Source organism: Streptomyces sp. PH10-H1, assembly GCF_030063355.1.
GTDB lineage: Bacteria > Actinomycetota > Actinomycetes > Streptomycetales > Streptomycetaceae > Actinacidiphila.
The window spans coordinates 13,205-40,113 of the sequence record NZ_JASISZ010000071.1; the positions used below are offsets into that span (position 1 = coordinate 13,205).

Sequence of the window (26,909 nt, forward strand, 5' to 3'; positions counted from 1 at the left end):
AGCCGGGGTGCGCACGCTGCCCGGCATGTCGACGCAACCCTCAGTCCGGTCGGAACTCGCCGCCACCGTCACCGACGGTGCCCGGCGGATCAGCGAGCACCCCTACTACCGGGGTCTGAAGGACGGCACGCTGCCGGGGGCCGCGCTGGTCCACTTCACCCTGCAGGACTCCTGCCATCTGCTCCCCTCCTACGGGAGGGCGCACGCGCGGTGCGCGGCGCTGGCCGGGGACAGCCGCCGGGCGGCGCTGCTGAGCCGGATGGCGACCGGGGCCCTGGAGGACTGCGCGGTCCGGCTGAGCGGCTTCGCGGAGACCGCCGAGCGGCTCGGCCTGCCGTACGCGGCGGAGGAAGGCCCGCCGCCGGTCGCCCCGGCGACGCTCGGCTATGTGAGCTTCCTGGGCGACTCCTGCGCGGCCTCGATCGCGGCCGGGATCGGCGCGCTGGTGCCCTCGGCGTGGTTGTACCTCCTGGTCACCGACGATCTGCTGGACCATCACGACCCGGGCGCCCGTTACGCCTCCGAGGTCCGCAAGGCCCATCCCGGCGACTTCTACCGGGAGATGCTCGACGAGTTCCTGGACCTCGCCGACGAGATCGCGGCCGGCGCCTCCGCGGCGGACCGGCGCGAACTGGTGCGCCGGGCCGGTCACGCGGTGCGCTACGAGTGGGCGTTCGTCGACGCGGCCTGGCGGATGGAGTCATGGCCCTTTTGACCCGCCCCGTCGCCAAGACGCGGCCTGCCGACGCGACGGGTCCCGCCGGGATGACGGGTTCTGTCGGCGAACCGTTCTGACCTGCACTGTCCGCTCTCGCCCGGCCGGCGTTCCGGCGGGGCTTGAGCACCCGTCCAGGCAGCTGGAAGACGATGGCTGCCGGGATGCCCCGAAACCGAGAAGAGCAAGGGAGTTTCCGCATGTGCGGTATTGCCGGCTGGGTGGATTTCGGGCGCGACCTCACTGAGGAGCGGCCGACCGTTGACGCCATGACCGACACGCTCGGGAAGCGCGGCCCTGACGCCCGGGGCGTGTGGATAGCGCCGCACGCGGCGCTCGGCCACACCCGTAACTCGATCATCGACCTGGCCGGCGGCGTCCAGCCGATGTCGGCCGAGGAGGACGGGCGCGAGCTCGCCGTCCTCGCCTACACCGGCGAGGTCTACAACTTCAAGCAGCTGCGCACCGAGCTGGAGGGGCGCGGCCACCGCTTCCGCACCCGCAGCGACACCGAGGTGGTGCTGCGCTCCTACGTGGAGTGGGGCACCGGCTGCGCGCACCACCTGGAGGGCATGTTCGCCTTCGCGGTCTGGGACGTGCGGCGCGAGGAACTGGTGCTGATCCGCGACCGGATGGGCATCAAGCCGCTGTTCTACAAGACGCTGCCCGAAGGGCTGCTCTTCGGCTCCGAGCCCAAGGCGCTGTTCGCCAACCCGCTGGTGAAGGCCACCGTGGACGCCGACGGGCTGCGCGAGCTGTTCTCCACGGCGAAGGTCCCCGGGCAGAGCGTCTTCCGCGAGCTGCGCGAACTGCCGCCGGGCCACACCCTCACCGTCAGCCGCACCGGCGCGGTCCTCAACCGGTACTGGGCGCTGGAGGCCAAGCAGCACACCGACGACCTGGACACCACGATCGCCACTGTGCGGTCGATGCTGGAGGAGATCGTCACCCGCGAGCTGGTGGCCGATGTGCCGCTGTGCACCGCCCTGTCCGGCGGCATCGACTCCAGTGCGATCACCGCGCTGGCCGCGATCGCCCGGGCCCAGGCCGGGGACGACGCGGTGCGCACCATCACCGCCACCTTCGTCGGGTACAGCGAGAACTTCACCCCCGACGACCAGCGCGACACCCCCGACGCACCCTACGCGGCGGAACTCGCCCGGCACGTCGGCGCCGACCACACCGACATCGTGCTCGGCACCGCCGACCTGATCGACCCGGCGGCCCGGCAGGCGGCGATCATCGCCCAGGACATGCCGACCATGCTCGGCGACATGGACACCTCGCTGTACCTGATGCTGCGCGCCACCCGCGAGCACTCCACGGTCGCGCTCACCGGTGAGACCGCCGACGAGATCTTCGGTGGCTTCAAGTGGCTGCACGACGAGGAACTGGTCGGCATGGAGACCTTCCCGTGGGTCGCCGCGGAGAAGCGCCAGCAGGGCAGCAGCAACGGCCAGGGCCGCGGACTGTTCTCCGCCGGCCTGCTGGGCACGCTGGACATGTACGGCTACTACGCCGACAACTACCGCACGACCCAGGCCGAGACACCGCACCAGGAGGGCGAGAGCGTCCGCGAGCACCGGATGCGCGAGCTGAGCTACGCGCACCTGGCCCGCTGGCTGCCGATGCTGCTCGACCGGGGCGACCGGCTGGCGATGGCCTCCAGCCTGGAGACCCGCGTGCCGTTCTGCGACCACCGGCTGGTGGAGTACGTCTACAACACCCCGTGGGAGTACAAGATCTTCGACGGGCGGGAGAAGAGCCTGCTGCGCGCCGCCACCCGTGACCTGCTGCCCAAGTCGGTCATCGAGCGCCCGAAGAGCCCGTACCCCGTCACCCAGGACCCGACCTACACCCAGGCCCTGCACCGGGAGTTCATCGCCGTCCTCGACGACTCGAACTCGCCGGTCCTGCCGTACCTGGACGTGGAGGCGGCCCGGCAGGCCGTGAAGGACCCGTCGGGCGTCGCCCACGAGTGGCACAGCCGGTCGAACATCGAGATGGCGCTCGGCTTCGACTTCTGGCTGCGGACCTACGGCGTACAGATCGACGTCTGAGCGGCCGTGACCGAACCTGTCCGGCGCCCCTGGCCCTGTCTGCTGGTCGTCCTGTTCGCCGCGTTCATGGACATGATGGACCTGGGGATCGTGAGCGTCGCGGCCCCGTCCATCCAACGTGATCTGCACAGCGACTACGCCTCGGCGCAGTGGTTCATGGCCTCGTACGCGCTCGCCTTCGCCGTCCTCCTGATCCCGGGAGGGCGGCTCGGCGACATCTACGGGCGCAAGCGGGTCTTCATGACCGCGGTCGCCGGGTTCACCGTGGTCTCGGTGATCTGTGCGCTCGCGCCGACGGCCGGAGTGCTGATCGGCGCCCGGTTCGTCCAGGGCGGCTTCGGGGCGCTGATGGTGCCCCAGGTGCTGGCGGTGCTCCAGGTCCTGTTCCCCGCCACCCGCCGGGGCATGGCGCTGGCGGCCTACGGCACCGTGATGAACCTGGCGCAGCTCGGCGGTCCGATCCTCGGCGGGATCATGGCGACCGACAACCTGCTGGGCCTGGGCTGGCGGGCGATCTTCCTGGTGAACGTGCCGATCGGCGCCCTGGTGCTGGCCGGTACCGCGATCCTGCTGCCCGAGTCCCGCTCCGACCGTCCGCTGCGGCTGGACGTCGTCGGCATCGTGCTGGTGGCGCTGCTGGCCGGGCTGGTCAGTTATCCGCTGCAGCAGGGGCGTGGCGCCGGCTGGCCGCCGTGGATGCTCGCGGCGCTGGCCGCCGCGCTGCCGGCCGGTCTGTTCTTCGCGTGGCACCAGCACCGCCGCGGGCCGGCGGCGGCCCTGGTGCCCGTCGCGCTGTTCCGGCGGCGCGCCTTCGTCGCGGGCATCGTCCTGCTGCTGCTGGTGTACACCGCGCTGCTGGCGCAGCAGATGGTCGTCATCTGGCACACCCAGATCGGCCTGGGCTGGTCGCCGCTGCGGACCGGCGCGGCGAGCGCCGGCTGGGTGCTCGGGCTGTTCCTGCTCGGCGGGTTCGCCGTCGCCCTCGCGCCGCGCCTCGGCCGGGCGCTGCTGATCAGCGGCTGCCTGCTCGTGGCGGCCGCCATCGGGGTGCTGAGCGAGGTCATCTCGCATGACGCGCTGGGTTTCTGGCAGCTCTTCGGCTGTATGACGGCGCTGGGCTGCGGGCTGGGGCTCGTGGTGCCGATCCTGGTCGACCTGGTGCTGGCCGGGGTACCGAAGCGGGACGCCGGCGGCGGCTCCGGAGTGGCGAACGCGGTGATCTACTTCGCCTCGGCCGTCGGCATCGGGCTGAGCGGTCTGATCTTCTTCGGGCAGGTCGCGGCCGGCGGCGACGCGCACGCCCGGGCCCAGGAGTACCGGGTGCGGGACGCGGGAGCCGGAGCGGACGACGCGCTGCGCGCCTGCGTGCACGACCGGGCGGGTGCGGCCGACCCGTACCGGATCCCGGCGAGCTGCCGTACCCCTCAGGCCGCGGACCCGGTGGTCGCCTCGGCCGCCGCCGAAGCGCTGCGCCAGGACTTCGCCGACTCGGCGGCCGGCAGCCTCTGGTACCCGGCGGGCGCGTTCCTGGCCGCCGTGGCGCTGACCCCGCTGCTGCCGCGCGGCAGCGGCGCCGACGCCGCGGGCGCCGCGAATCCCACCGGGGCCCGGCCGGAATCGGATCCGGCCGGGCCCCGCGTGGACGTACCTCTCAGCTAGTCCGGGCCCCGCGTGGACGTACCTCTCAGCAAGTGCCGTGACCGGCACGGGTCACCGTTACGCGTCCTCCGTCCGCGCTGTCCTCAAACGCCGGACAGGCTGAATTCATCCCGCTTCGGGCGCTTCCGGGGCCGGGTCCTCGACCACCGTGCCGTTGAGCTCCACGTGGATGGAACGCGTCGGACAGCCGCGCCGCGCCCGCAGCACCTCGTGCTGGAGTTCGGCCGGCGGTTCGGGGTCGAGGACCACGACACGGCCCTCCGCGTCCTGGTCGAAGACGTCAGGGACCCGGTAGACGCACAGGCTGCTCGTCACGCAGGTCGTGTTGTCGGCGGATACCCGCATCGCACTCACCGCGGTCACCAGACGACCGGGATCTCGGCGTACCCGGCCAGGAAGCCGCCGACCGGGCGGACCAGCTCCTCCCCCGGTACCGCGAGCCGCAGTCCGGGGAAGCGGCGCAGCAGGCCGTCCGTCGCCTCCTGCAGCTCCATCCGGGCCAGCGCGGCTCCCGCGCAGAAGTGGATCCCGGCGCCGAAGGTCATGTGGTGGTTGTCCTGGCGCCGGATGTCGAGGGTGCAGGCGTCGGGGAAGGTCTCCTCGTCCATGTTGGACTCCACCGACAGCATCACCGTCGACCCCTTGGGGATGACCTCGCCGTCGATCAGCTCGATGTCCTCCAGCGCGTAGCGCAACGAGCCGAGCGAGGTGCCCATCATCTGGTAGCGCAGCAGTTCCTCGACCGCGGACGGCACCAGCGACAGATCAGCCTTCAGATCGGCCGCGGCGTCGGGGCGGTGCAGCAGCACGGCGGTACCGGTGCCGATCTGCGAGGCGGTGGTGACATAGCCGGCGATCAGCAGGGTCTTGACCCAGTGCTGGAGCTGATAGTCGGTCAGCTTCTCCGGGTCCTCCTCGCTGACCCGGATCAGTTCGCTGATCAGGTCGTCACCGGGGTTGGCACGCTTGTCGGCGATCAGCTCGCTGAGGTAGTTCCAGTAGTCGATGCGGCAGCGTTCCACCTCGTCGGCGGGCAGCGCCGTCACCGAGAGATAGCCGTCGATGAGCCGGCGGAACTTCGCCCGGTCCTTCGGCGGCACGCCCAGCATGTGACAGATCACGAGGATGGGCAGCGGGTAGGCGAACGCCTCCATCAGTTCGGCCGGGCGCGGCCCGGCCTCCATGGCGTCCATGAGGTCCGCGGTGATGTCGCGGACGACGGGCCGCAGCGCCTCGATCCTGCGGGCGCTGAACGCCCGCATGACCACGGCGCGTTCCACCAGGTAACGCGGCGGATCGTTGTCGATCTCCGGGTCCCCGAACAGGTCGTTGTCCGCGGAGATGCGGGAGGCCGGGTGGCGGGACGTGTTGCGGCTCAGCCGCTCGTCGGCGAAGAGCCGTCGGACGTCCTTGTAGCGGGTCACCAGCACGGCCGGATCACCGCTGGGGAGGGCGACGTGCAGCAGCGGGCTGTCCCGCATCGTCCGCCAGTCCTGCGGGATGTCCGGCGCGGGGGCCCATGGGAAGGGGTAACTGACCGGGCATGACGGGCTCGAGCTCACCTGACACCTCTCTCGTCTCCGTGACAGGGCTCCGACAGCCTCCAGTGTCGGCAGGGACGCTGGGGACGGGCTCAACAGCCGGTGGAACCACTGCGGTACCAGGCCGGGTCGAGTCATCCTCCATCCCGCGCTGGGAGATTCGCCGCCGACAGTGCGGTCAGGAGTGCGGCCGGGACAGTGCGGCCCTGGAGAGCGCGGTCGCGGAAGCGGCCGGGAACGGGAGACGCCGATATGTCATCCACCGCTGCGGACGCCGGGACGGCCGCGGGCCTGCTCCGGCTCGGCAATCAGTTCTGTGACGCCAAGGCACTGCTCACCGCCGTCAGGCTCGACCTGTTCGGCGCGCTCCAGCACGGGCCGGCCAGCACCGAGGAACTGCGGCAGCGGCTGGGACTGCACGGCCGCGGCCTGAGCGACTTCCTCGGTCTGCTGGCCGCGCTGGGGCTGCTGTGCCGCGACGCCGACGGGCGGTTCCGCAACGCCGAGGGCGCCGACCGCTGTCTCGTGCCGGGACGGCCGGGCTGCGTGGCGGGGTTTCTGACCGGCGCCGACGTCAACCTCTACCCGGTGTACGGACGGCTCACCGACGCGGTGCGCACCGGGAAGCCGCAGGCCGACGGCGACTTCACCGGGATGCTCGACGACCCGGAGGCGCTCGGCGGGTTCGTCCGGATGATGGACGGCCTCACCCAGGGTCTGGGCGGCGAGCTCTCGGCGGTCCTGGAGGGCATCGAGTACCACTCGGTGCTCGACGCCGGGGGCTGCCGCGGCCATCTGCTCGGCCAGCTGCTCGCGGACCACGACGGTCTCACCGGGCAGGTCTTCGACCTGCCGCAGATGGAACCGTTCTTCCACGCGTACATGGCCGAACTCGGCCTGAGCGGGCGGACGTCCTTCCATCCCGGTGACTTCTTCCGTGACCCGCTGCCGCAGGCCGATGTGATCGTCCTCGGCCACATCCTGCACGACTGGGACGCCGCACAGCGCCAGGAGCTGCTGGACAAGGCGTACCGGGCGGTGAGCCCGGGCGGGACGGTCCTGGTCTACGACCGGATGCTCGGCCGCCGCGCCGACGACACCGAGAACCTGGTGGCCAGCCTCAACATGCTGCTGGTCACCGAGGGCGGCGGCGAGTACAGCGCCGAGGACGTCACCGAGCAGGCGCGCCGCGCCGGGTTCAGCTCGGTCACCGACCGCCCGCTCGCCGACTTCGACACGCTCGTGATCTGCCGCAAAGGCTGAGGGGATTGCCATGACCGGTCCGACCACCGACCAGCCGACTCCGGCGGAATATCTGCCGCTGCTCTTCGGATTCGCCGTCTACCAGATCGCCGGTGTCACCGCCCGGCTGGGGGTGCCCGACGCCCTCGGCGACGGGCAGCTGACCGCCGCGGAACTCGCCGCGGCGACCGGCACCCATGCCCCCTTCCTGGAGCGGCTGCTGCGGGCCGCCGTCTCAGCGGGCATGCTGACCTCGGACGAGGACGGCCGCTTCGCGCTGACCCGGCTGGGCTCGATGTACCGCAGCGAGTCCCCGGTGCAGGGCGCTCCGCTGGACGCCATGCACGCCGCGGCCCCGGTCTGGCAGGCGTGGGGGGCACTGGAGGAGTCCGTGCGCACCGGCCGGCCCGCGTTCGACCTCGTGCACGGCAAGGGCCTGTTCGACCACCTCAGGACCGATGACGAGCTCGCCGGGCACTTCCACGCCGCGATGGCCGCCGGCAGCGCGGTCCAACTCCCGGCGATCACCGGCGGTTTCGACTTCAGCCGGTTCAAGTACGTGATGGACGTCGGCGGGGGCAACGGCACCCACCTGGCGGCCATCCTCGCCGCGAACCCCGGCCTGATCGGCAGCGTCTTCGACACCGCCAACGGGGTGCTGGAGGCGCCGGCGGTGATCGAGGTTGCCGGTGTCGCGGACCGCTGCGAGATCGCCACCGGGTCGTTCTTCGATTCGGTACCGGCCGGCCCGGACGCGTATCTGCTGAAGAACATCCTGCACGACTGGAACGACGACGAATGCGTGCGCATCCTGGAGAACTGCCGCAAGGGGCTGGCGCCGGGCGGGCGGGTCGTGGTGTTCACCTCGGTGCTGTCCGAGGGGCGCCGCAACGAGGACCCGGTCGAGGCGCTGGGCGCCTCCATCTTCGACATCGAGATGATGGTGGTGACCACCGGCCGGGAACGCACCCTCACCGAGTTCGAGGAGCTGTTCTCGCGGGCCGGCCTGAAACTGGCCGCGCTGACCGCGCTGCCGTGCCCGTTCCTGTACTACGGCCTGGAGGCGGTCGCGGTCTGAGCCGGGCAGGAACCGCGTACGGTCCGGGCCGGTTTCATACCGGCCCGGACCGTACCGCGTCACCAGGGGAACGTCTGATCGCCCCGGCGGAAGGTGCCGGTGGGGCCGCCGTCCGGCAGGGTGGCGGCCTCCGCGATGTCCCGGGCCGCCTCCTCCGCGGTGCGCTGCGCCCCCGGCATCATGCGGGTCCTGACCGGACCGGGGTTGACGGCGTTGACCAGCACCCCGGTGCCCTCCGTCTGGGCGGCGAGCATCTGGGTCAGGCCGTTGACCGCGGTCTTGGACACCGAGTAGCCGGGGCTGGCGGTGAACAGCCCGTGGCTGAACGAGCCGGTGCCGCTGGAGATGAAGACCACCCGTCCCCAGCCGCGCCGCACCATGTCGGGCACGAACGCCTGCGCCACCCGCCAGCTGCCGAGCAGATTGACCGCGAAGGTCCGCTGTACCAGGTCGAGGGAGACGCTGAGCGGATCGCTGCCCACGTCCAGCAGCACACCGGCGTTGGACACCAGCACATCCACCGGGCCGATGTCCTCCGCGGCCCGCTTGACGCTCTCGGTGTCGGTGACGTCCAGCGCGTGTGCCACCGCGCCCGTCCCCAGCTCGGCCGCGGCCGCGAGCGCCGCGTCGCCGTCCCGCGCGGTGAGCACCACCCGCAGTCCGCGGCCGAGCAGTTCGGCGGCGACCGCGCGGCCGAGCCCACGATTGGCTCCGGTGATCAACGCTGTCCGCTGAATGGTCACTGCGTCCTCCTGGCGTCTCCTGGCGGTCTCCTGGCGCGGATCCTGACCGGTCCCGCTTGAGCCCGGCCCGAGCCGCGGCGGGGCGACGGGGCCGCCGCCCTTCGCATCGAGCGGTCTCCGAGCCCGTGCCGAGTCGCGCCCCGCAGCCTTGCTGCAGCCCAGTACCCGGGCCTTTCGACGGAGAAGACGGAGAAGGGGGAAGCTGTGACAAGCACGCCCGTTCAGCCGTTGGAGGCGGCCGCGGCATCCGACTTCCGCACCATGATGTCGGGATTCCCCACCGGAGTGACCGTCGTCACGGCGTACACGCCTGAGGGCGCGCCGTGCGGTATGACGTGTTCCGCGGTGTGCAGCGTGACCCTCGAACCGCCAACGCTGCTGGCATGTCTGCGCAATGGCAGCGGGACCCTGGCGGCCGCCCTCGCCACCGGATCCTTCGCGGTCAATCTGCTGCACGACGGGGCCCGGCGGACGGCCGAGCTCTTCGGCTCGCAGGCGCCCGACCGTTTCGCGTACGTGCCCTGGCGCGCGACCGCGCGCGGGGCGGGCCCCGGACTGTTCGAGGACGCGCACGCCGTGGCCGACTGCCGGGTGACGGCGGCTCACCACGTCGGCTCCCACACGGTGATCCTGGGGCAGGTCCTGCATGTCGTCCTCGAATCCACCTCCGGCCCGCTGCTGTACGGCCTGCGGGAGTACGCGGCCTGGCCTCCATTCCGGCTGTGATTCCCGGTCCGTGACCACACGCAGGAGTGGCCCCCGCCCGCCCGCCCGGGCCCACTCCTGCGCTTCCTGTGCTCCACCGAGGTCCGGCCCGGTGGTTCAGCCCAGTCCGACGCGTCGCGCGATCGCGGGTCCGGCCCAGCTGTCCTCGTCCTCCAGCAGCTGGCGGTTGAGCTCCGGGAAGGCGTCGAACGCTTCGAGTGCCTGCCGGGTCGGCATCGAACGCCCTACCAGGACGTCGGCCGCCCGTTTGCGCGCGTGCCACTTCTCGACCGGCTCGTTCATGGGCAGCAGCCGGGTGGGCACCTGCTGGCCGAGCAGCAGGTAATCGATGCCGAACAACCCGAAGAACGTCGGCGCGATCCGGTTCAGGAGGTCCTGGACGAGCACGTTGCGGCGTGTCAGGGGTGCTCCCCCGGCGAATACGTCGAGCAGCGGCTGGAAGCCGGAGACATCGGCGGTCGCGACGCATTCCTTCCAGAACGGCGTGTTCAGCCTGGTGTTGTACCGGTAGTGGATGGCCAGCAGCCACCGGATGGCGTCCCACTGCTGGGCGAGTCCGGCGTTGACCGTGTCGCGCACCTGGGGGGCGTCCCATGACGCCGGCAGGGTCGCGACCAGAGTCTGTGCCTCTACCGCGATCATCACCAGGCCGGTGGACTCCAGGGGCTCGACGAACGCGTAGGAGTTGCCGATCCCGATGACGTTGCCCCGCCATGCCTTCTCGTACCGGCCGCTGCGGAACCGCACGACCCTCGGATCGCTGATGCCGGGGAAGCGGGTGGCCAGCTCATGTGCGGCCTCGTCGTCGGAGATCGCGGACGACGAGTAGACATAGCCCCGGTGGTCGCTGTCGCGGGTGGGGATGCGCCAGCACCATCCGGCGTTCATGGTGGTGGCCTGGGTGTAGGGCTTGATGTGACCGCCGTGCTCGATGTTGCCGGTGACCGCGGAGTCGGTGAACAGGCTCGACCCGAAACTGTTGTACGGGGTCTTCAGGGCCTGGCCGAGCAGCCGCGACCGGAAACCGGTGCAGTCCACATAGAGATCGAAGCTCAGATCCCGGCCGTCGGTGGTGCGGATCCGTTCGACCCAGTCATCGCCGCTGAGCACCACATCCTCAAGCGTGGCCTCCACATGGTGAATGCCACGGCGCTGGGCCAGTTCAGCCAGGAAGGAGACCAGCAGCCCGTTGTCGAGGTGGTAGGCGAAGGGCAGGTATTTCATCAGCGACAGCGGCGCCCCCCCGACGTCGTAAACGGCCGCCCGGTCCGCCTCCATCATCGCCGACCCGAGGGTGGCGCCGTTGATGTTGCCGGTGGTGGCGATGGAGCCCAGCATCCCGACAGCGTCGCCGGACCAGTCGAACGGGCCCATGAAGCCGTCCGGGTGCGGTCCCCAGTCGAATTTGATACCGAGCTTCCAGGTCGGCCGCACCCTGCGGTACAGCTCCTCGGGGTCGATGCCGAGATAGTGGTGGAGGAAGAGCGTCACATACGACACCGTCGCCTCACCGACACCGATGATCGGGATCTGCTTGGACTCCATGAGCGTCACATCGAGCCATGGCCGTTTGGCCTTCAGCGCCAATGCGGTGAAGTAGCCGGCCGTGCCGCCGCCGATGACGCCGATCCGGCGGATCGCGCGAGGGTCGTTCTCGTCCGGCTTGACGAAGTCGTCGCCCGCCGCCGCCAGGTTCTCCAGCATCGCCATCGGGTTGGTGCCGGACCCTCCCCGGCCCGGCAGCCAGGAACGCACGGACTCGGCGTCCTGGTCGGGGAATGAGGCGAGCAGTCGGTCGAGCTCGTTGCCGTTGTCGGGCCCCAGGCCCAGACCCAGCAGTTTGTGGTCCATCTCCACGCTCCAGGATGCGGACGGATTGACCTGCCCACTCTGCCTGCCGCTGCTCAAGGGCCCCTGGACACCTGGCCCCCGCGGGGCACCTCCCGGATGCGGCGCCGGACGCCTGCCGGCCCGATCCCCTCAAGCCGAGCACGAGCCGTGGCGGACACCGTGGACTGCCGAGACACCATGAATTCCCACCCTGGAGGCCGCGATGACGGCGTTGTCACCCGCACCACCGAGGGACGCCGAAGAGCTGGCCCGGGCGGTCGCCCGGGACGGCGTGGAGTTCCTCCTGGTCATGTTCGTCAACCTGTACGGAAAACCCTGCGCGAAGCTGGCCCCGGTGCGGACCCTGGACCAGCTGCTGAGCGCCGGACTGGGCTTCGCGGGCAACGCCGCGGACGGTCTCGGCCAGTCGTCGGCCGACCCCGACGTCGTCGCGATCCCCGATGTCTCCTCGTACGTCAAGGCCCCGCTGCAGGACGGCCTGGGCATCATCCAGTGCGATCTGTACGTCGAGGGCGAACCCTGGCCGTACGCGCCGCGCCACATCCTGCGCAATCAGCTGCGGCTGCTCTCCGAGCAGGGCCGGCAGCTGAAGGTCGGCGCGGAGCCCGAGTACTTCCTGGTGCGGCGCGCCGAGGACGGCTCGATCACGGTCGCGGACGAGCTGGATACGGCCGACTCGCCCTGCTACGACGCCAATGCCGCCACCCGCGCCTTCGGCCATCTGTCCACCATCAGCCGGTCGCTGGACGAGCTCGGCTGGGAGAACTACTCCAACGACCATGAGGACGCCAACGGGCAGTTCGAGCACAACTTCGGCTACGCGGACGCGCTGCGCACCGCCGACCGCGTGATCATCTTCCGCCATCTGGCGAAGATGGCGGCGCACCGGGCGGGCCTGATCGCCACCTTCATGCCGAAGCCGTTCACCGACCTGACCGGCAGCGGGCTGCATCTGCACGTGTCGCTGTGGGAGGGCGGGACGTCACTGTTCGACGATCTCGCAGACCCGCGCGGGCTGAACACCTCGCGGCTGGGCTACGGCTTCATCGCCGGCCTGCTGGACCACGCGCCGGGTCTGATGGCGCTGACCTGCCCGACCGTCAACTCCTACAAGCGCCTCGGCGCAGGCTCCGACACCCAGTCCCGGTCCAGCTGGGCGCCCGGCTACGCGAGCTACGGCGGCAACAACCGCACCCACCTGGTGCGGATCCCCGACACCGGGCGGATCGAGGTGCGCTGCGTGGACGGCGCGGCCAACCCCTACCTCGCCATCGCCGGCATCGCCGCGGCGGGCGCCGACGGCATCGCGCGCGGCGCCGACCCGGGCGACCCCGTCGCCCGCGACCTGGAAGCCGCCGCCGTACCCGCCGGGCTGCGCCCGCTGCCGCCCACCCTGCTGCACGCGGTGGACGAGCTGGTCTCCGACGGGGTGCTGCGCGAGGGACTCGGCAAGGTGCCGGACGGCTCGTACGCGGACTACTACGCCGACGCGAAGCGGGCGGAGTTCGCGCGCTACCACCGCGAGGTCACGGACTGGGAGCTGCGGCGCTATCTGCAGTCCTGAAGGCGGCGGGCCCCGCGTCACGGGGCCCGCGCGCGTCAGTCCCGCGGGATCTCCTCGATCCAGGAGGTCCCGCGGGTTCCGTCCGTCCGCGTCCAGTCCTCGCGCAGCCGCACGCGCCCGTCCGGCAGCGGTTCCGGGGTGCTCAGGCAGGTGCCGCACACCACCCGGCCGTCGTCCAGCACCTGGCTGTACGCGGCGGTGAGCACTCCATCCGGTGCGGCCGTGCCGACGAGCCGGCCGAGACGCACCGCGCCGCCGGAGAACTCCGCCCAGACCAGGTCACCGCTCTGGTGGTAATGACCGGTGGGCGTGGCGCCCCCGGCGGAGGTCTCCGCCGCGTGCGAGCGGAAGACCCGGCCGTCGTAGTTCACCGCCCGGTGCCCGGGGCGACGTTGTAGGTGGAGTGGAAGAAGCTGTCCGGGTCCAGCCGCCGCTTGAGGGCGGCGAGCCGGCCGTAGGCCTCGGCTCCGAAGGTGCGCAGCGCGCGGTCCGAACCGGGGGTTCCGCTGTCGCCCACGTAGTTGATGTAGCCGTCACCCCAGCGGCCGTGGGGCTCGGCGGCGGCAGCGACGGACTTGGCCCACGCGGTCTGCTGCGCGTCCGCCTCCGGGTGCGCCGGGTCCCAGATCGCCATGCCGGTGACATTGAAGGCGGCGTCGCGGAAGGGGACGGCGCTGGCGGCCGGCCCCGGGCGGCGGACGGCGCCGTTGATGGGCTCCAGAAGGACCGTGTCGTTGAACGGGTCGTTGATCCTCGCCTCCTGGAAGCGGCCGGCGATGGTGTCGACCAGTTCGTCGGGCAGTCCGTCCACCAGCCGGGCGCTCCAGTAGTGGCGCAGCCCGAACGGCAGCCGTCCCAGGCACAGTTGCATGGACACATAGCTGCGGTGCTCGATCCGCCAGTCCAGGACGTCGATCCGGCGCAGCGTCTTGTCGAGGGTGGCGCGGTACTCCTCGTCGTCACCGGCGTAGCAGACGCTCATGACGGCGGCCGGGCCCTGGGCGGGGCCGTAGCGTTCCAGGAGCATCGTGCAGGTGAGGTCGTCGGGCGCCTCCAGCATCAGGTCGCGGAAGAGCCGGACCGCCGCCGCCGGGTCGGTGCCGGGGTAGGCGACGTAGCCGCCGTAGATCCGCTCGACCGGGTGCAGCCGGAAGGTGAACTCGGTGACGGCGCCGAAGTTGTGGCCCGCGCCGCGCAGCGCCCAGTCGAGCTCGGGGTCGGTGTGCGGGTTCACCTCCAGCCGTTCGCCGTCGGCGGTGACCAGGACGTACGACTCGACGTTGTCGCAGGCCAGTCCGTGCCGGCCCATGAGGTGGCCGATGCCCCCGCCGAGAGTGAGGCCACCGACACCGGTGTCGTCGAAGGTGCCTCCGGTGCTGGCCAGCCCGTAGCTGGTGGTCGCCAGGTCGAAGTCGGCCCAGGTGGCGCCACCGCCGGTGCGGACAAGGCGTTCCACGGGCAGCACCTCGGTCCTGTTCAGCAGCCGCAGGTCGATGACCAGGCCGCCGTCGAGGGACCCGGAACCGGCGATGTTGTGGCCGCCGCCCCGGATCGCGGTGGGCAGATCCCGGTCGCGGGCGGCCCGGATGGCGCCCTGGACCTCGGCGGTGTCGCGCGGCAGGCAGATCAGCCGGGGCCGGTGGTCGTGCATCCCGTTGAAGAGCAGCCGCACGCGGTCGTACGCCGGGTGCCCGGGGGTGATGACCCGGTCCGGGCAGACGGCCTCCAGGTCGATGCGGGCGTCGTCGGTCATGAACGCTCCCCCTCAGTGATCGGGATCGGTGCCAGCAGGTCGGCCGCCGCCGCCGACGAGGCGGCGAGCGCGGTTTTGGCGGCGGCTCCGCTGCCTCCGGTGAAGGTGAACAGACCGCTCGGACGGTGCAGCGCCGCGCGCAGGGCGAGGCGGCCCTCGGTGGCGTAGGCCTCGGACATGGCAATGAAGCGGTGCGGCGGGTTGAGGGCCAGGCCCGGCAGGCGCAGGGCGGCGGTGCGGCGCACCGCGCGCTCCTCTCGGTCGAGGAAGATCCGCTGGCCGGGGTCGGTGTCCCAGCGGTCGGTGGGCAGGCCCAGGAGGATCCGGCCGGGACCGGCCGGGCGCCCGTACAGCCCGCTCGTCTCGTCGACGAAGGGCGGCGGGGGGTTCCCCTCCATGGCGTAGACCGCGCACTGGATGACCTTGGTGCGCAGGTCGGGGGCGGGCAGGCCGAGTCCGGTGAGCAGCCGCCCCGTCCAGGCGCCGGTCGCCAGCACCAGCAGATCGGCCTCGCCCCGGACCGCGCCGGTCCGGTAGCGCACCTCGCCGCTCGCCGGCAGGTCCAGCTCGCAGAGATCGGTGGTGTCCACCACGCCGCCGCGGGCGGCGAAGTCGGCGCGCGCGCCGCGCCGGAGCGCGTCCGGCGAGAAGTGACCCGCGTGCCGTTCCAGCACGGCGGCGGCCTGCTCGGGCAGACCGGAGAAGCCGTAGCGGGCGGCCAGTTCGGCGCGGTCCAGAATGAGGACGGAGCCGGGCAGGCTGCGGTCCACGTCGATGAGGCGGCGCAGCGGCGGCGCGGAGTGCAGGAGGTAGAGCGAGCCGGTCTCCTGGTACTCCGACCATTCGCGCAGCAGCGCGCTGGCGCGCAGTTCCTGCAGGCTGCGCGCGGCCAGTTCCGCCACCTGGGGGTCGGTTTCGAAGCCGCGGACGAGTCCGCCGGACACGCCGGTGGAGTCCCGCACGCCGGGCGCTCCGGTGACCAGGGTGACCTGCAGCCGCGGCTGGCGCACCAGCCGCCAGGCGAGCAGCATTCCGGCGAGTCCGCCGCCGACGACGCAGATCCTCATGGACCGGCCACCGATCCGCCGCCGGTGAGGACCTCGAGCAGGCCGTCCGCCGCGCCGGGGGCGCCCAGCAGGCAGCGGGCGGCGAGCGCGCTGTCGAAGTGCTCCAGGGTCAGCGCCTGTTCCGCGCGCGCCAGTTCAGCGGGGTCGGGGCCGCCGGGTCCCGGGGTGAGGGTCCAGCCGGACGTGGCGGCGTGGAACCGCTCCAGGGTGAAGTTCGTGGCGTGCGGCGCGGGCCGGTCCCAGCTGAGGAAGGCGCGTACCGCGCGCGGGTCCTCCTTCTCCAGCAGCTCATGGGCCCAGACGGCGTGGCCGCGGCTGGTGGAGAACTTCGCCCCGTCGAGCCGGTAGAACTCGTTGACGACCAGCCCGCCGTGCACGCTCTCCGACACCTGCGCGGCCGCGAAGAGCGCAGGGAACAGGGCGAGGTAGTAGAAGGCGTTGTCCAGGCCGAGGAAGGTCCACAGGGAGTCGACGCCTCTCCATGCCTGGACGTGCTCGGCGAGGCCGGACGCGCCGGGCGCCAGGTGCCGGCCGATCGTGCAGAGGTAGCCCAGGCCCATTTCGGCCCACACGTCGATGCGCTGGCCGGGGAAGGCGTCCGTCTCGATGCCCCAGTCGGTGGGGTAGCTGAGCGGCACGGTCGGCAGCCGCTCGCCGCGCAACAGCCGCCAGGCCAGCGCCCGCACCCGGGGCGGCAGGGCTGCCCGGTACCAGATGTTCTGCAGCACCCCCCGGTAGTCCTCGAGCCGGATGACAGGCCCGGTCACGGTTCTCGTCCCGGTGGCGGGTGATCCGCAGCGGGTGCACCGCGGATCGGCCAGGGCGTCTGCCGGGGTGTAGCTCCCGCAGCCCTCGCAGGTACCGCCGCCGGACGGGCTGTCGCAGTGCGGGCAGCGGCCACTGACGTAGGCGTGGTGGGCGATGCCGGGGCAGTTCCCGCAGACGGGGGTCCGCCACTCCTCGACGGGCAGGGTGCCGCTCGCCACGAGTTCGCCGAGGAACCCCGCCACGGCGGTCCGGTAGTCCGGGTCGGTGAGCGGCTCGGTGAAGCCGTCGTGCCCGACGCCGACCCGGTCGAACACCCCGCGGATCAACCCGGCGTACTGGTCCCGCAGTTCGCGGACCTCGGAGCCTTGCTGGCGGGCCTTGGCCAGTACGTAGTTCTGGTGGTCGTCGAGGCCGCACAGCGCGAACACCGTCTCGCCGCGGCGGCGCGCGGCGCGTACCGCGATGTCGGCGGCCACGTACGGCCCCGCGAGATGGCCCAGGTGCAGCGGGCCGTTGGGAGTGGGCGGCGGCGACAGGACGACGGTGATGCCGGGCGCGCGGTCAGTGGTCATCGGCGGCCTTCGCCCCCTCCGGGTCCGCGGCGATGGATCCGGCGTCGCCCGGCAGCCAGTAGATGCTCAGGATCCGGACGGGTTCGTCGCCCGCCGTGATCACATGGCGGTCTCCCGGGGTGAGCAGGATGGCGCTGCCGGCCGGTGCCGGGGTGTCCTCGCCGTTCACCGTGAAGACCGCGTCGCCGCCGACGACCACGGCGAGCTCCACCTCGGGGTGGTTGTCCAGCACGCTGTGGGAGTTGGCGGGGACTTGGCACCACATGGCGCTGAACGGCAGGCCGGACGCCGCCGCGTACTGCTCCCACCGCCCGATGTGGATTCCGTACTCGCTCGTGAGCGGCGAGTCGTCGATGCTGAACTTCTGCACAGGAGTTCTCCCTACGCGCGGGCGTGGATCTCTCGGCGCCATCGTCGCGCGCGGGGCTCGAAACGCCCTCAAGGGGAGGTTGGCGGCGGCCGGCCGGCGTGTCACCATCTACCGCCATGACCCCTCAGACGCAGGTCGGCGAGCGCCCGGTGGAGTACCGGCCGCGCGCTGTGAGCACACTGGTTCCCGAGTCGGATTCCGGCTGGACCGTCAAGCGGTACACCGTCTCGTCGTTCCGCGACGAACCGGCGGAGGACGTCCTGGAGTTCGCGCGGCGGGCGGTGCGGATGTCGCTGCCGGCGCCGTACCGCACCCTCCCGGCGCACGCGTTCAGTGTCGTGCACGAGGACGAGGACGCCTGCTACGTGGTGGTGGGCTGGTGGAGCCGCAACCGGCTGATCCTCCACACCCGGACCTGGCTGGCCGACTGGGACGCGCTGTCCTCACCGGTGGAGGCGCCCGCGTACGCCACCGCGTGCATCTGGGAGATGGCCGCGATGGCGCACGAACGGGACGCCTGGGTCCGGCATGTGGTGCAGCCGGACCGGCCCGACTTCACGGCCTATCTGGCATCGTCGATATCAGGACCCTACTGAACAGCCCTGGTAGGCCCCGATGTTCGGAGCCGTGGACGGGATCGGGTTCCCGAAGTAGTCCCGCCCGCCCGCTCCGGCGACCGGGACACCGCTGTGCAGTGCCGGGGAGCCGGCCCGCAGACGGTAGCCGGCGGTGTCGGTGGGAGACACCGCCGTTCCCGGTGCCGTCAGCCGCGGGTCGCCCTGCAGCGCATTGGTGCCCAGCGGCGTTCCGGCCACGACGTTCTGGTAGAGATTGTGGTCGTAGGTGCTGGTCGGATCGTTGATCACGGATCCGGACGGGCGGCCGACGAAGATGTTGTTCGTCAGCCGCATCGTCGAGGTTCCATAGATCCGCACCAGGTTGGCGGCGGTCGGCGCGTAGATGGTGTTGTTGTAGACCTGCGTGCCTGGTTCGTCGCCGCAGGGGTTGGTGATGACGCCGAAGAAGCCGTCACCGTGGTCGTTCTGGCTGATGTTGTACCGGACGATGCCGCCGCTGGCCAAGACACCTGAGGGGCAGATGAACAGGAATCCAGCTCCGTTGTCGTGGCTGAAGTTGTACTGGTAGAGGGTGTCTCTGCTGCCGCCCTCCAGGTCGAAGGCCATGGCGGGGCTGACCCCGCCGGAGACCTCGTTGAACTGGAACAGCGCCCGGTCGGAGTTCCACGCGTAGGCGCCGACGTTGTAGTCGGTGGAGCGGATATTGAAGCCCGCCACGGTGTTGTGCTGGATGAGCGAGTCCACCCCGTTGATGAGGGAGATCCCGTCACCCCCGGTGTCCGACACCCGGTTGCCCTCGATGAGGACATGAGTCATCGGTGCGAACTCGGTGCCGGGGCCCTGCGGGTGCGATGCCCGGCGCTGCCAGTACGAGACAGTTCCGATTCCGGTCCTGTCGACGTGGCTGACGCTGTTCTCTTCCACCCGCAGGTCGTCGAATCCGGTGGGCACCGTGACGCCGCCCGCGACGAACAGGATGCCGCCGCTGGAATGGTCGTCGCGGCAGTCGCAGCCGTTGACGTCGTGCACGGTGAGGTGGGAGAGCGTGTAATGGCTGCCCGTCCCGTACTCCTCCAGCAGCACGTATACCCCGACGCGCTGCTGGGTCGCGGTGGGCGCGGGACCCGTGTTCGTGATGTCGAGATGGCGCAGGACATACCCCTCGACGTTGTGCAGGAAGACCGCGGCGGTGGCGCCGTGGCCGTCGATCCGGGCGGCCGAACCTGATCCGTAGGTATTGACCGTGACCGGGTGTTGTGCAGTGCCGGATCCCTGCGGGGTGAGTGTGCCCGTGCAAGTGGTGCCGGCCTTGAAGCGGATGGTGTCCCCGGGATGCAGCACCGTGGCGTTGACCTTGTCCAGGCTGCGCCAGGCAGTGGTGGTGCCGGTGCCGGCCGCGGTGTCGCTGCCGGCCGTGCAGTCCACGTAGCGCGTGGTCCCGCTGGTGCCCGCGGACGCGGGTACCACCATCGCGAAGAGCAGAACTGCGGCAAAACAGGCGCCGGCGAGTGTCCGCACCGGCTTGATTCTGGTCATTTCCAACCCCCATTCGAGCCACTGACTGGCCGGATCCTTCCGGTGTCAGCTCGAGTCGCACTCAAGCCCCTACCGGGACCATGGCCGCCGCAGTTCGCTACGAACTGCCGCTGATGTATGGAGGTGCCCCACCATGACCCGTAGACGCACGGAGGCGTCCGGTCGCCGGCTGCGGTGGCTGGTGCCACTGCTGCTCGTCCTCGGATGGCTTCTGGTGAGCGGAGCGACCGGATCGTTCCAGGGCAAGCTAGGCGATGTGGTCACCAACGACGGCGCGGCCTATCTGCCCGCCAAGGCCGAGTCGGTGCACGCCGACACACTCCAGGCCCAGTTCTCCGACAACAAGACCTATCCCGCGGTCGTCGTGTACGAACGCGCGTCGGGTATCACCACCGCCGACCACCAGGCGGTCGGGTCGGACGCCGCCGCGGCGGCCAAACTGGTCGGTTTACGCGGGCAGATCAGCCCCGTGACGCTCTCCAAGGACGGCCGGGCGCTGCAGTTCACCGTCCCGCTCGTCAACCAGATGGACCCGGTCACCGCGGCCGTGAAGACTCTGCGCGCCACCGCCGGCAGCCATCCGGGTCTGACCGGTCATGTCGCCGGCCTCGGCGGCATGTTCGCCGACTTCAGCGGGGCCTTCAGCAGCATCGACGGACAACTGCTGGTGGTGGCGGTCGGACTGGTGATCCTGGTCCTGCTGCTGGTCTACCGCAGCCCCACGCTGCCCCTCCTGGTCCTGCTCGGCATCGCCTTCGCGTCCGGGGTGGCCGCCGCCGTGGTCTACGGCCTGGCCAAGCACGGCGGCCTCACCCTCACCGGGCAGAGCCAGGGCGTGCTGTCGGTGCTGGTCGTCGGCGCGACGACGGACTACTCCCTGCTGCTGGTGAGCCGTTACCAGGAGGAGCTGCGCCGCACCCAGAACAAGTACGAAGCGCTGGCCACCGCCTGGCGCGCGGTGCTCAAGCCGGTGCTCGCCTCCGGCGGCACCGTCATCCTGGGCACCCTGTGCCTGCTGTTCAGCAATCTCAACAGCAACCGCAGCATGGGCCCGGTCGCCGCGATCGGCATCGCCGCCTCGCTGCTGGCCGCACTCACCTTCGTTCCGGCGGTACTCGCCCTGATGGGCCGCGGCGCGTTCTGGCCGTTCCGTCCCGCCTTCGGCACCGCGGAGCGCACCGGGGAGGGGCTGTGGGGCCGTATCGCCGGTCTGGTCGGCCGCAGGCCGCGCGGCATCTGGATCGCCGCGGGCCTGCTACTGGTGCTGGCGGCGGGCTTCGCCACACAGTTCAAGGCCGACGGGGTCTCGGTGGCGGAGAACTTCACCAAGAAGCCCGACTCGGTCCACGGTCAGCAGGTGCTCAACGCCCACTTCGCGGGCGGCTCGGGCGCTCCGGTGACCATCATCGCGAGGGCCGCCGCGGCGGAGCAGGTGGCCACCGCGGCACGCGGCGTCCCCGGCATCACTTCGGTGACCCGGCTGCCCAAGGAGATCGGCGGCTACACGGAGCTCGACGCCGTACTGGCCACCACACCCGACGCGCCGGCCGCCGTCGACGCGGTGAAGCAGCTGCGTGACGCGGTGCACGCGGTGCCTGGCTCCGAGTCCAAGGTAGGTGGCTTCACCGCCACCTCGATCGACACCCGGGTGGGCGGCGTCCGCGACTTCAAGGTCGTCGTCCCGCTGGTGCTGATCGCGATCCTGATCGTCCTGGCCCTGCTGCTGCGGGCACTGGTGGCACCGCTGCTGCTGATCGCCACGGTGGTGCTGTCGTACGCGGCCAGCATGGGCGTGGCCGCACTGATGTTCAACCACGTCTTCCACTTCGCCAACGCGGATCCCTCGGTACCCCTGATGGGCTTCGTCTTCCTGGTGGCGTTCGGCGTGGACTACAACATCTTCCTGATGCACCGGGTCAGGGAGGAAGCGCTGCTGCACGGCACGCGCAACGGGACGCTCTTCGCGCTCCGGCGCACCGGCGGGGTCATCACCTCGGCCGGTGTGGTGCTGGCCGCGACCTTCGCGGCGCTGGCGGTGGTGCCGATGGTGGCGATGGCCGAGCAGGCGTTCATCGTGGCGTTCGGCGTACTGCTGGACACCATCGTTGTCCGGTCACTGCTGGTGCCGGCTCTCACCCTGGAACTCGGCGACCGCGCGTGGTGGCCGTCGAAGGCCGTCTTCGGCGCTCCGGTCCCGGCGCCTCGCGCCGGCCGGACCGAGCCCGAGCGGGAGCCCCAGCCCGCCGGCTGAGCCCCTTCCCGCACGCGACGGCACAGCAGTGAGCCCCCGGTCCTGGATTCAGGACCGGGGGCTCGCTGTCGTGCCCGGCGGCTGCGGTGGGTCAGCCGGCCTTGCGGGCGACCACGAGGGTGTCGTAGTCGCTGAGCGGGGAGACCTCGATGCCGGTGAATCCGGCGTGCTCCGCGTAGCCGGTTATCTCGGCGGCGGGGTACTCGGATCCGCCGTCGGTCACCAGCAGCATGTCGAGGCTGATCACCAGGTTCTCGGCGTGCTCCGGCTCGTCGTCGAGCATCCGGTCGTAGACCAGCAGCGCGCCGCCGGGCAGCACCGCGTCGTAGGCCTTGTGGACCAGGTAGCTGCGCTGGCTGGGGTCCCAGTCGTGCAGCACATGGCCCAGGACCACCACTTCGGCCTGCGGCAGCGGGTCGTCGAAGAAGCTGCCGCCGTGGAACTCCACCTTGCCGGTGAGGCCCAGTTCGGTGGCGAGCTCCGCGGCGAGCGGCGCCATGGCCGGCAGGTCGAAGACGTGCCCGGCCAGATGCGGCTGGGCACGAACAATCTGCGAGCACAGGTTGCCGCGCGCGCCGCCGACGTCCAGTACCGAGGTGAAGCCGGACCAGTCGAAGGCCTTGACCAATTCGGCGCCCAGGACGTTGGTGAAGGCGTCCATGCTGCCCACGAACTGGCGCAGGATCGCCTGGTTCTTGGTGACCTCCTCGAAGTCACTGCCGGACTGCTGCTTGCCGGTCCGCAGGGCCTCCTCGAGGCGGCCCCAGGCCGGGTACAGGTTGCGGCTGGACCGCAGCAGGAAGCCGCCGATGTAGGCGTCCCCTCCGCGGACCAGGTGCCGGGCGGTGCCGGGGGCGTTGCGGTACGCGCCGTCGGCGCGTTCCAGGACCTCCAGCGCGACGAGCAGGTCGAGGAAGTCACTCAGTCCCCTGCCATGCAGGGACAGCAGCTCCTTGACCTCGTCGGCGGTCGCCTTGCCGCCCGGTGCCCGCTGCAGCTGCGTGAAGAGATCGAGTTCCACGGCGGTGAGCAGGGCCTTGGCATCGCAGAACGCGTTGCCGAGCCGGAGGATCCCGGCGGCCGTGCTGACGTCCGGGGGATTGGTCGTCATCGGGCGGACTCCTTCCTGGACGCCTGGCTCCCAGGCGCCGGTGCCATCGCGTGAACTTCGCAGCCCCGCGTGGAGCTGTCCTCGAAGGGGCCTCGAACCGCAGGCGGGAGCACAGGCCCGACCGGGATGCCAGGCATCCTCGAGCCCTGGTCAGTACCCCTGACCTGTGCCGCGGACAGTCCGCATGGCAGTGTTCCTGAGGGGATACACATGTATGACGTGAACATCCCTGTTCTCATCGTGGGAGCCGGGCCGGTCGGCCTGTCCACCGCCCTTTTCAGCGGCCGCCACGGGATCAGCACGATGCTGCTGGAGAAGCGCACCGCGACCTCGACGTTGCCGCGCGCACCTGGCCTGCAGGCCAGGACCCTGGAGTTGTTCCGGGCCGCCGGGATCCGCGAGGAGATCCGGTCCCTGGAGATGGGCGACTCCCACCCGTTCTTCGAGGGCGGCATCATCCAGGTCGACACCTTCGCCGAGATCGACAAGGCCGTGGTCCTGGAGTCGCCGTCGCTGGACGGACCCACCGTCAGCCCGGAGCGGGTGATGGGTTGTGGCCAGGACCGCTACGAGAAGGTACTGGTCGAGAAGGCCCGGGAGTTCGGCTCCGACATCCGGTTCGGTACCCGGCTGGTGGAGTTCACCCAGGATGACGAGGGCGTCACCGCCGTCGCCGAGGAGCTGGACACCGGCCGGCGCTACACGATCCGGGCCGGCTACCTCGTCGGCGCGGACGGCGCCAACAGTGCGGTACGGCAGCAGCTGGGCGTGGAACGCAGCGGCCGGGGCACCGTCTTCGACGCCCTGAGCATCTACTTCAACGCACCGGAACTGGAGGTCATGCTCAAGGACCGCCCGTTCATCCTGTGCTACGCCAACGTCAACGGGACGCTGATGGGCCTGTCGCGGCTGCACGGCTGCAACCCGTTCCTGGCCGCCCCGATCTACCACCCCGACAAGGGCGAGAAGCCCGAGGACTTCACCGACGAGCGCTGCGTCGAGATCGTCCGGGCCGCCTCAGGCCGGCCCGAGATGGACGTGGAGATCGTCGCCAAGGTGCCGTGGCAGGGCGCCCAGCTGGTCGCGGAGACCTTCCGCACCAGCAGGGTCTTCCTCGCCGGGGACGCCGCCCATCTGCACCCGCCGGCCGGTGGGTTCGGTGCCAACACCGGCATCCACGACGCCCACAACCTGGCCTGGAAACTCGCCGCGGTCATCAAGGGCTGGGGCGGGGACACCCTGCTGGACACCTACCACGACGAGCGGCACGCCGTCGGCTCGGCCATGGCCGAGCAGGCGATGGTCCGCAACCGCATCCGGCACGGTTACGCCACCGACGAGGACCGGGAGACGATGGTGGACGACATCATCATCACCCTCGGCTACCGGTACGTCTCCACGGCGATCACCAGCGAGAAGTCCGGACCCGTCCTGACCCCGCACCTGGAACTCACCGGTGAGCCCGGCACCCGGGCACCGCACCTGTGGCTGGAGCGGGACGGCGCCACCCTGTCCACCATCGACCTGTTCTGGGACTCCTACGTCCTGCTCACCGACCCCTCGGGGGCCGCCTGGGCCGCGGCCGCGGAACGCGCGACGGCCAGCCTGGGAGTGCCTCTGAGGGCCCATCTGGTGGGACCGGACAGCGAGTTGCGGCCCACCGAGCGCGACTTCCACAGCGTCTACGGGATCTCCCCCGGCGGCGCCGTGCTGGTCCGGCCGGACGCGTTCGTCTCCTGGCGCTCCGACGGCCCGGTGCCCAACCCCGACCGCGTACTGGGTGAGATCCTCGCCCGCGCGGCGGGTATCCCCAGGTGAATCTCGCGTTCCGCTGAGCACGGGCGCCCGCCCGGTAACGGCCCGGCCCAACTCCCTGTCCCAGGGCAGGCCGTAAGCCCCCCGGCGGGCGCCCCCAGCGCGCACCCGAATCCCGCCACAGGGCGGGCAGCAGGAGGTACGCCTGATGACAGGCAACCAAGCGGCCGAGTTCTTCCTGGCACTCGTCGTCATTCTGATCCTCGCCCGGCTGCTCGGCTGGGCGGCCCGTTCCATCGGCCAGCCGCCGGTGCTGGGGGAGATACTCACCGGAATCCTGATCGGCCCGACACTCTTCCACGGCGTGATCGCCCAGAACCTGCTGCCCACCGAGATCCGGCCGTACCTCAGCCCGCTGGCCAGTCTCGGGCTGGCGCTGTTCATGTTCGCCATCGGCAGCGAGCTCGAACACTCCGTGATGCGCGCTCAGGGGCGGATCGCCGGCAGCGTCGCGCTGTCCTCGGTATTGCTGCCCTTCGCGCTGGGCACGGCGCTCGCCGTGTACCTGGCCGGGAACCACCAGTCCGTGCACCGGGCCGGGTTCGTGATCTTCCTCGGCGCCGCGATGTCCGTCACCGCCTTTCCCGTGCTGGCCAGGATTCTCGCGGACCGCGGCCTGCTGCGTACCCGGATCGGCGGCGTCGCGCTGGCCTGCGCGGCGGTCGACGACCTGCTGGCCTGGTCGCTGCTGGCGGTCGCGGTGGCGGCGACCGGAGCGGGTCAGTGGCACATGCTGCTGGCCCCGGTCTATCTGGCGGCGATGTGGCTGCTGGTCCGCCCGGCACTTCGGCGGCTGCTGGTCATGACGGATCAGCCGCGGGCCGCCTGGGTACCGGCCGTACCCGTACCGGCCGTCGTCGTCACCGGACTGCTGCTGTCCTGCTGGGCGGCCGAGTGGCTGGGTCTCCACTTCATCTTCGGCGCCTTCCTGTTCGGCGCGGTAATGCCCCGTGGTCTCTCCCCGCAAGCCGCCGCCGTGCCCGACGGGCTCCGGCAGTTCGGCTCGTTCCTGCTGCTCCCGGTGTTCTTCGTCACCGCTGGTCTGAAGGTCGACCTCTCGCACCTGGATTCGCGGGACTGGGGCGAACTGGCCCTGATCCTGCTGACCGCCATCGGCGGGAAGGCGGCCGGCGCGTACGGCGCGGCCCGGCTCCAGGGCTGGCGGAACCGCCAGGCGCTGGTGCTCGCCACCTTGATGAACACCCGGGGGCTCACCGAACTGGTGATCCTCACGGTCGGGCTGCAAATGGGGGTGATCGACGCCGGGCTGTTCTCGCTCATGGTGGTGATGGCGCTGGTGACCACCTTCATGGCCGGCCCCCTGCTCAGCCTGCTGCTCCCCCCGGTCCCGAAGCCGACGGTCCCGAAGCCGGTCCTGGAGCCGCACCACCGGCCCGATGCGGATGCCGCCGTCGAAACGTCCGGCGTCGCAGCGGCCCCGGCGACCGTGGGCGAGTGGTGGTGACCGGCCGCCGAGAGGAGTGACAGTGGTCCGGGTCCCACCCCCTGAGGGGGGGGACCCGCACCACTGTCACTGTCACGCGACGCGGCTTACAACGTGGCGCTCATTGCCGCAGGGTCGCGTCCGCCAGCAGTTCCACCTGCTTGAGGTCCGCGGTGCAGGGCAGCAGGATCAGCTCGTCGCAGCCGGCCTCCTCGTACGCACCCACCGCCTCCCGCAGCTGCCCGGGGTCGACGAGCACCCCGGTGGCGGCCCGTTCGGCCTTCACGTTCACGAAGGAGTAGTAGTCGCGCAGATAGCGGCCGGCCGTCGGGCCGGCGTCCGGGCCGAGGCACGCGTAGACGAGCGAGACCATCCGCGGCCGGTCGGTACGGCCCGCCGCCGTCCACTCGTCCTTCGCCCGGCGGACCAGTTCGCCGTAGTCCGTGGCGGAGCTGCCGCCCGCGA

At 71.1% G+C, this 26,909-nt stretch carries 22 protein-coding genes and 1 pseudogene; 11 read left to right on the plus strand and 12 right to left on the minus strand.

The annotated features are described in order from the left end of the window. Positions 1-25: 25 nt before the first annotated feature. From QMK24_RS31910 to QMK24_RS31920, 3 genes are all read left to right on the plus strand, one after another. Positions 26-715, plus strand: a complete 690-nt coding sequence (locus QMK24_RS31910; RefSeq protein ID WP_283470343.1) for a TenA family protein — start codon at positions 26-28, stop codon at positions 713-715. A gap of 200 nt (positions 716-915) precedes the next feature. Beyond that, entirely contained in the window at positions 916-2,775 is a 1,860-nt protein-coding gene (asnB, locus tag QMK24_RS31915; protein ID WP_283470344.1) for an asparagine synthase (glutamine-hydrolyzing), read from the plus strand. A 6-nt stretch (positions 2,776-2,781) separates the two neighbouring features. Then, complete coding sequence (locus QMK24_RS31920; RefSeq protein WP_283470345.1) at positions 2,782-4,434, plus strand: MFS transporter; 1,653 nt, start codon at positions 2,782-2,784, stop codon at positions 4,432-4,434. 105 nt (positions 4,435-4,539) lie between these two features. Here the strand turns inward: QMK24_RS31920 and QMK24_RS31925 are convergent, their stop codons facing one another. Together QMK24_RS31925 and QMK24_RS31930 are read right to left on the minus strand one after the other, a co-directional pair. Next, positions 4,540-4,779, minus strand: coding sequence for a ferredoxin (locus tag QMK24_RS31925; RefSeq protein ID WP_283470364.1), 240 nt, complete (start codon positions 4,777-4,779; stop codon positions 4,540-4,542). Between the two features lie 14 nt (positions 4,780-4,793). Next, a complete protein-coding gene (locus QMK24_RS31930; protein ID WP_283470346.1) occupies positions 4,794-5,915 on the minus strand; it encodes a cytochrome P450 in 1,122 nt (373 codons plus the stop codon). 312 nt (positions 5,916-6,227) lie between these two features. On the opposite strand from QMK24_RS31930, the gene QMK24_RS31935 reads away from it, so the two are divergent. Together QMK24_RS31935 and QMK24_RS31940 are read left to right on the plus strand one after the other, a co-directional pair. Further along, a complete protein-coding gene (locus QMK24_RS31935) occupies positions 6,228-7,238 on the plus strand; it encodes a methyltransferase (RefSeq protein ID WP_283470347.1) in 1,011 nt (336 codons plus the stop codon). Between the two features lie 10 nt (positions 7,239-7,248). Continuing rightward, positions 7,249-8,295 (plus strand): methyltransferase, encoded by a 1,047-nt coding sequence (locus tag QMK24_RS31940; protein ID WP_283470348.1) that lies wholly within the window; start codon positions 7,249-7,251, stop codon positions 8,293-8,295. Positions 8,296-8,354: 59 nt separating this feature from the next. Here the strand turns inward: QMK24_RS31940 and QMK24_RS31945 are convergent, their stop codons facing one another. Then, complete coding sequence (locus QMK24_RS31945; protein ID WP_283470349.1) at positions 8,355-9,038, minus strand: SDR family NAD(P)-dependent oxidoreductase; 684 nt, start codon at positions 9,036-9,038, stop codon at positions 8,355-8,357. A gap of 204 nt (positions 9,039-9,242) precedes the next feature. Here QMK24_RS31945 and QMK24_RS31950 point away from each other — a divergent pair, with 204 nt between their 5' ends. Then, positions 9,243-9,764, plus strand: a complete 522-nt coding sequence (locus tag QMK24_RS31950; RefSeq protein WP_283470350.1) for a flavin reductase family protein — start codon at positions 9,243-9,245, stop codon at positions 9,762-9,764. Positions 9,765-9,860: 96 nt separating this feature from the next. Here the strand turns inward: QMK24_RS31950 and QMK24_RS31955 are convergent, their stop codons facing one another. Then, on the minus strand, positions 9,861-11,615 hold the full coding sequence (locus QMK24_RS31955; RefSeq protein WP_283470351.1) for a tryptophan halogenase family protein: 1,755 nt from the start codon (positions 11,613-11,615) through the stop codon (positions 9,861-9,863). A gap of 202 nt (positions 11,616-11,817) precedes the next feature. Between QMK24_RS31955 and glnT the strand changes: the two genes are divergently transcribed. Beyond that, complete coding sequence (glnT, locus tag QMK24_RS31960) at positions 11,818-13,179, plus strand: type III glutamate--ammonia ligase (protein ID WP_283470352.1); 1,362 nt, start codon at positions 11,818-11,820, stop codon at positions 13,177-13,179. 35 nt (positions 13,180-13,214) lie between these two features. Here the strand turns inward: glnT and QMK24_RS31965 are convergent, their stop codons facing one another. Genes QMK24_RS31965 through QMK24_RS31985 form a run of 5 tightly spaced genes read right to left on the minus strand, consistent with a single transcriptional unit; the run spans position 13,215 to position 17,709 of the window. Further along, positions 13,215-13,550 carry an avidin-fold protein gene (locus QMK24_RS31965; RefSeq protein ID WP_283470353.1) on the minus strand — a complete coding sequence of 112 codons (336 nt, stop codon included), beginning with the start codon at positions 13,548-13,550 and terminating at the stop codon, positions 13,215-13,217. Continuing rightward, entirely contained in the window at positions 13,547-14,932 is a 1,386-nt protein-coding gene (locus QMK24_RS31970) for an FAD-binding oxidoreductase (protein WP_283470354.1), read from the minus strand. Before QMK24_RS31970 ends, QMK24_RS31965 begins: the two co-directional genes overlap by 4 nt. Next, on the minus strand, positions 14,929-15,999 hold the full coding sequence (locus tag QMK24_RS31975) for an NAD(P)/FAD-dependent oxidoreductase (protein WP_283470355.1): 1,071 nt from the start codon (positions 15,997-15,999) through the stop codon (positions 14,929-14,931). Before QMK24_RS31975 ends, QMK24_RS31970 begins: the two co-directional genes overlap by 4 nt. Further along, a complete protein-coding gene (locus QMK24_RS31980) occupies positions 15,996-17,339 on the minus strand; it encodes a class I tRNA ligase family protein (protein WP_283470356.1) in 1,344 nt (447 codons plus the stop codon). The genes QMK24_RS31975 and QMK24_RS31980 overlap by 4 nt, the downstream gene beginning before the upstream one ends. Then, a complete protein-coding gene (locus QMK24_RS31985) occupies positions 17,329-17,709 on the minus strand; it encodes a cupin domain-containing protein (RefSeq protein ID WP_283470357.1) in 381 nt (126 codons plus the stop codon). Before QMK24_RS31985 ends, QMK24_RS31980 begins: the two co-directional genes overlap by 11 nt. Before the next feature lie 116 nt (positions 17,710-17,825). Between QMK24_RS31985 and QMK24_RS31990 the strand changes: the two genes are divergently transcribed. After that, positions 17,826-18,305 carry a hypothetical protein gene (locus QMK24_RS31990; protein ID WP_283470358.1) on the plus strand — a complete coding sequence of 160 codons (480 nt, stop codon included), beginning with the start codon at positions 17,826-17,828 and terminating at the stop codon, positions 18,303-18,305. Here QMK24_RS31990 and QMK24_RS31995 read toward each other — a convergent pair. Beyond that, positions 18,291-19,823, minus strand: a complete 1,533-nt coding sequence (locus QMK24_RS31995; protein WP_283470359.1) for a right-handed parallel beta-helix repeat-containing protein — start codon at positions 19,821-19,823, stop codon at positions 18,291-18,293. The genes QMK24_RS31990 and QMK24_RS31995 overlap by 15 nt on opposite strands. Positions 19,824-19,956: 133 nt before the next feature. On the opposite strand from QMK24_RS31995, the gene QMK24_RS32000 reads away from it, so the two are divergent. Continuing rightward, positions 19,957-22,074 carry an MMPL family transporter gene (locus QMK24_RS32000; RefSeq protein ID WP_283470360.1) on the plus strand — a complete coding sequence of 706 codons (2,118 nt, stop codon included), beginning with the start codon at positions 19,957-19,959 and terminating at the stop codon, positions 22,072-22,074. A 91-nt stretch (positions 22,075-22,165) separates the two neighbouring features. On the opposite strand, the gene QMK24_RS32005 is transcribed toward QMK24_RS32000, so the two are convergent. After that, complete coding sequence (locus QMK24_RS32005; protein ID WP_283470361.1) at positions 22,166-23,185, minus strand: methyltransferase; 1,020 nt, start codon at positions 23,183-23,185, stop codon at positions 22,166-22,168. A 210-nt stretch (positions 23,186-23,395) separates the two neighbouring features. On the opposite strand from QMK24_RS32005, the gene QMK24_RS32010 reads away from it, so the two are divergent. Then, the gene (locus tag QMK24_RS32010) at positions 23,396-25,003 is read left to right on the plus strand and encodes an FAD-dependent monooxygenase (protein ID WP_283470362.1); all 1,608 of its coding nucleotides are present in this window, start codon (positions 23,396-23,398) and stop codon (positions 25,001-25,003) included. A gap of 145 nt (positions 25,004-25,148) precedes the next feature. Next, entirely contained in the window at positions 25,149-26,465 is a 1,317-nt protein-coding gene (locus QMK24_RS32015) for a cation:proton antiporter (protein WP_283470363.1), read from the plus strand. 100 nt (positions 26,466-26,565) lie between these two features. Here QMK24_RS32015 and QMK24_RS32020 read toward each other — a convergent pair. Next, positions 26,566-26,909: pseudogene (locus tag QMK24_RS32020) on the minus strand (LLM class flavin-dependent oxidoreductase); the annotation flags it as partial.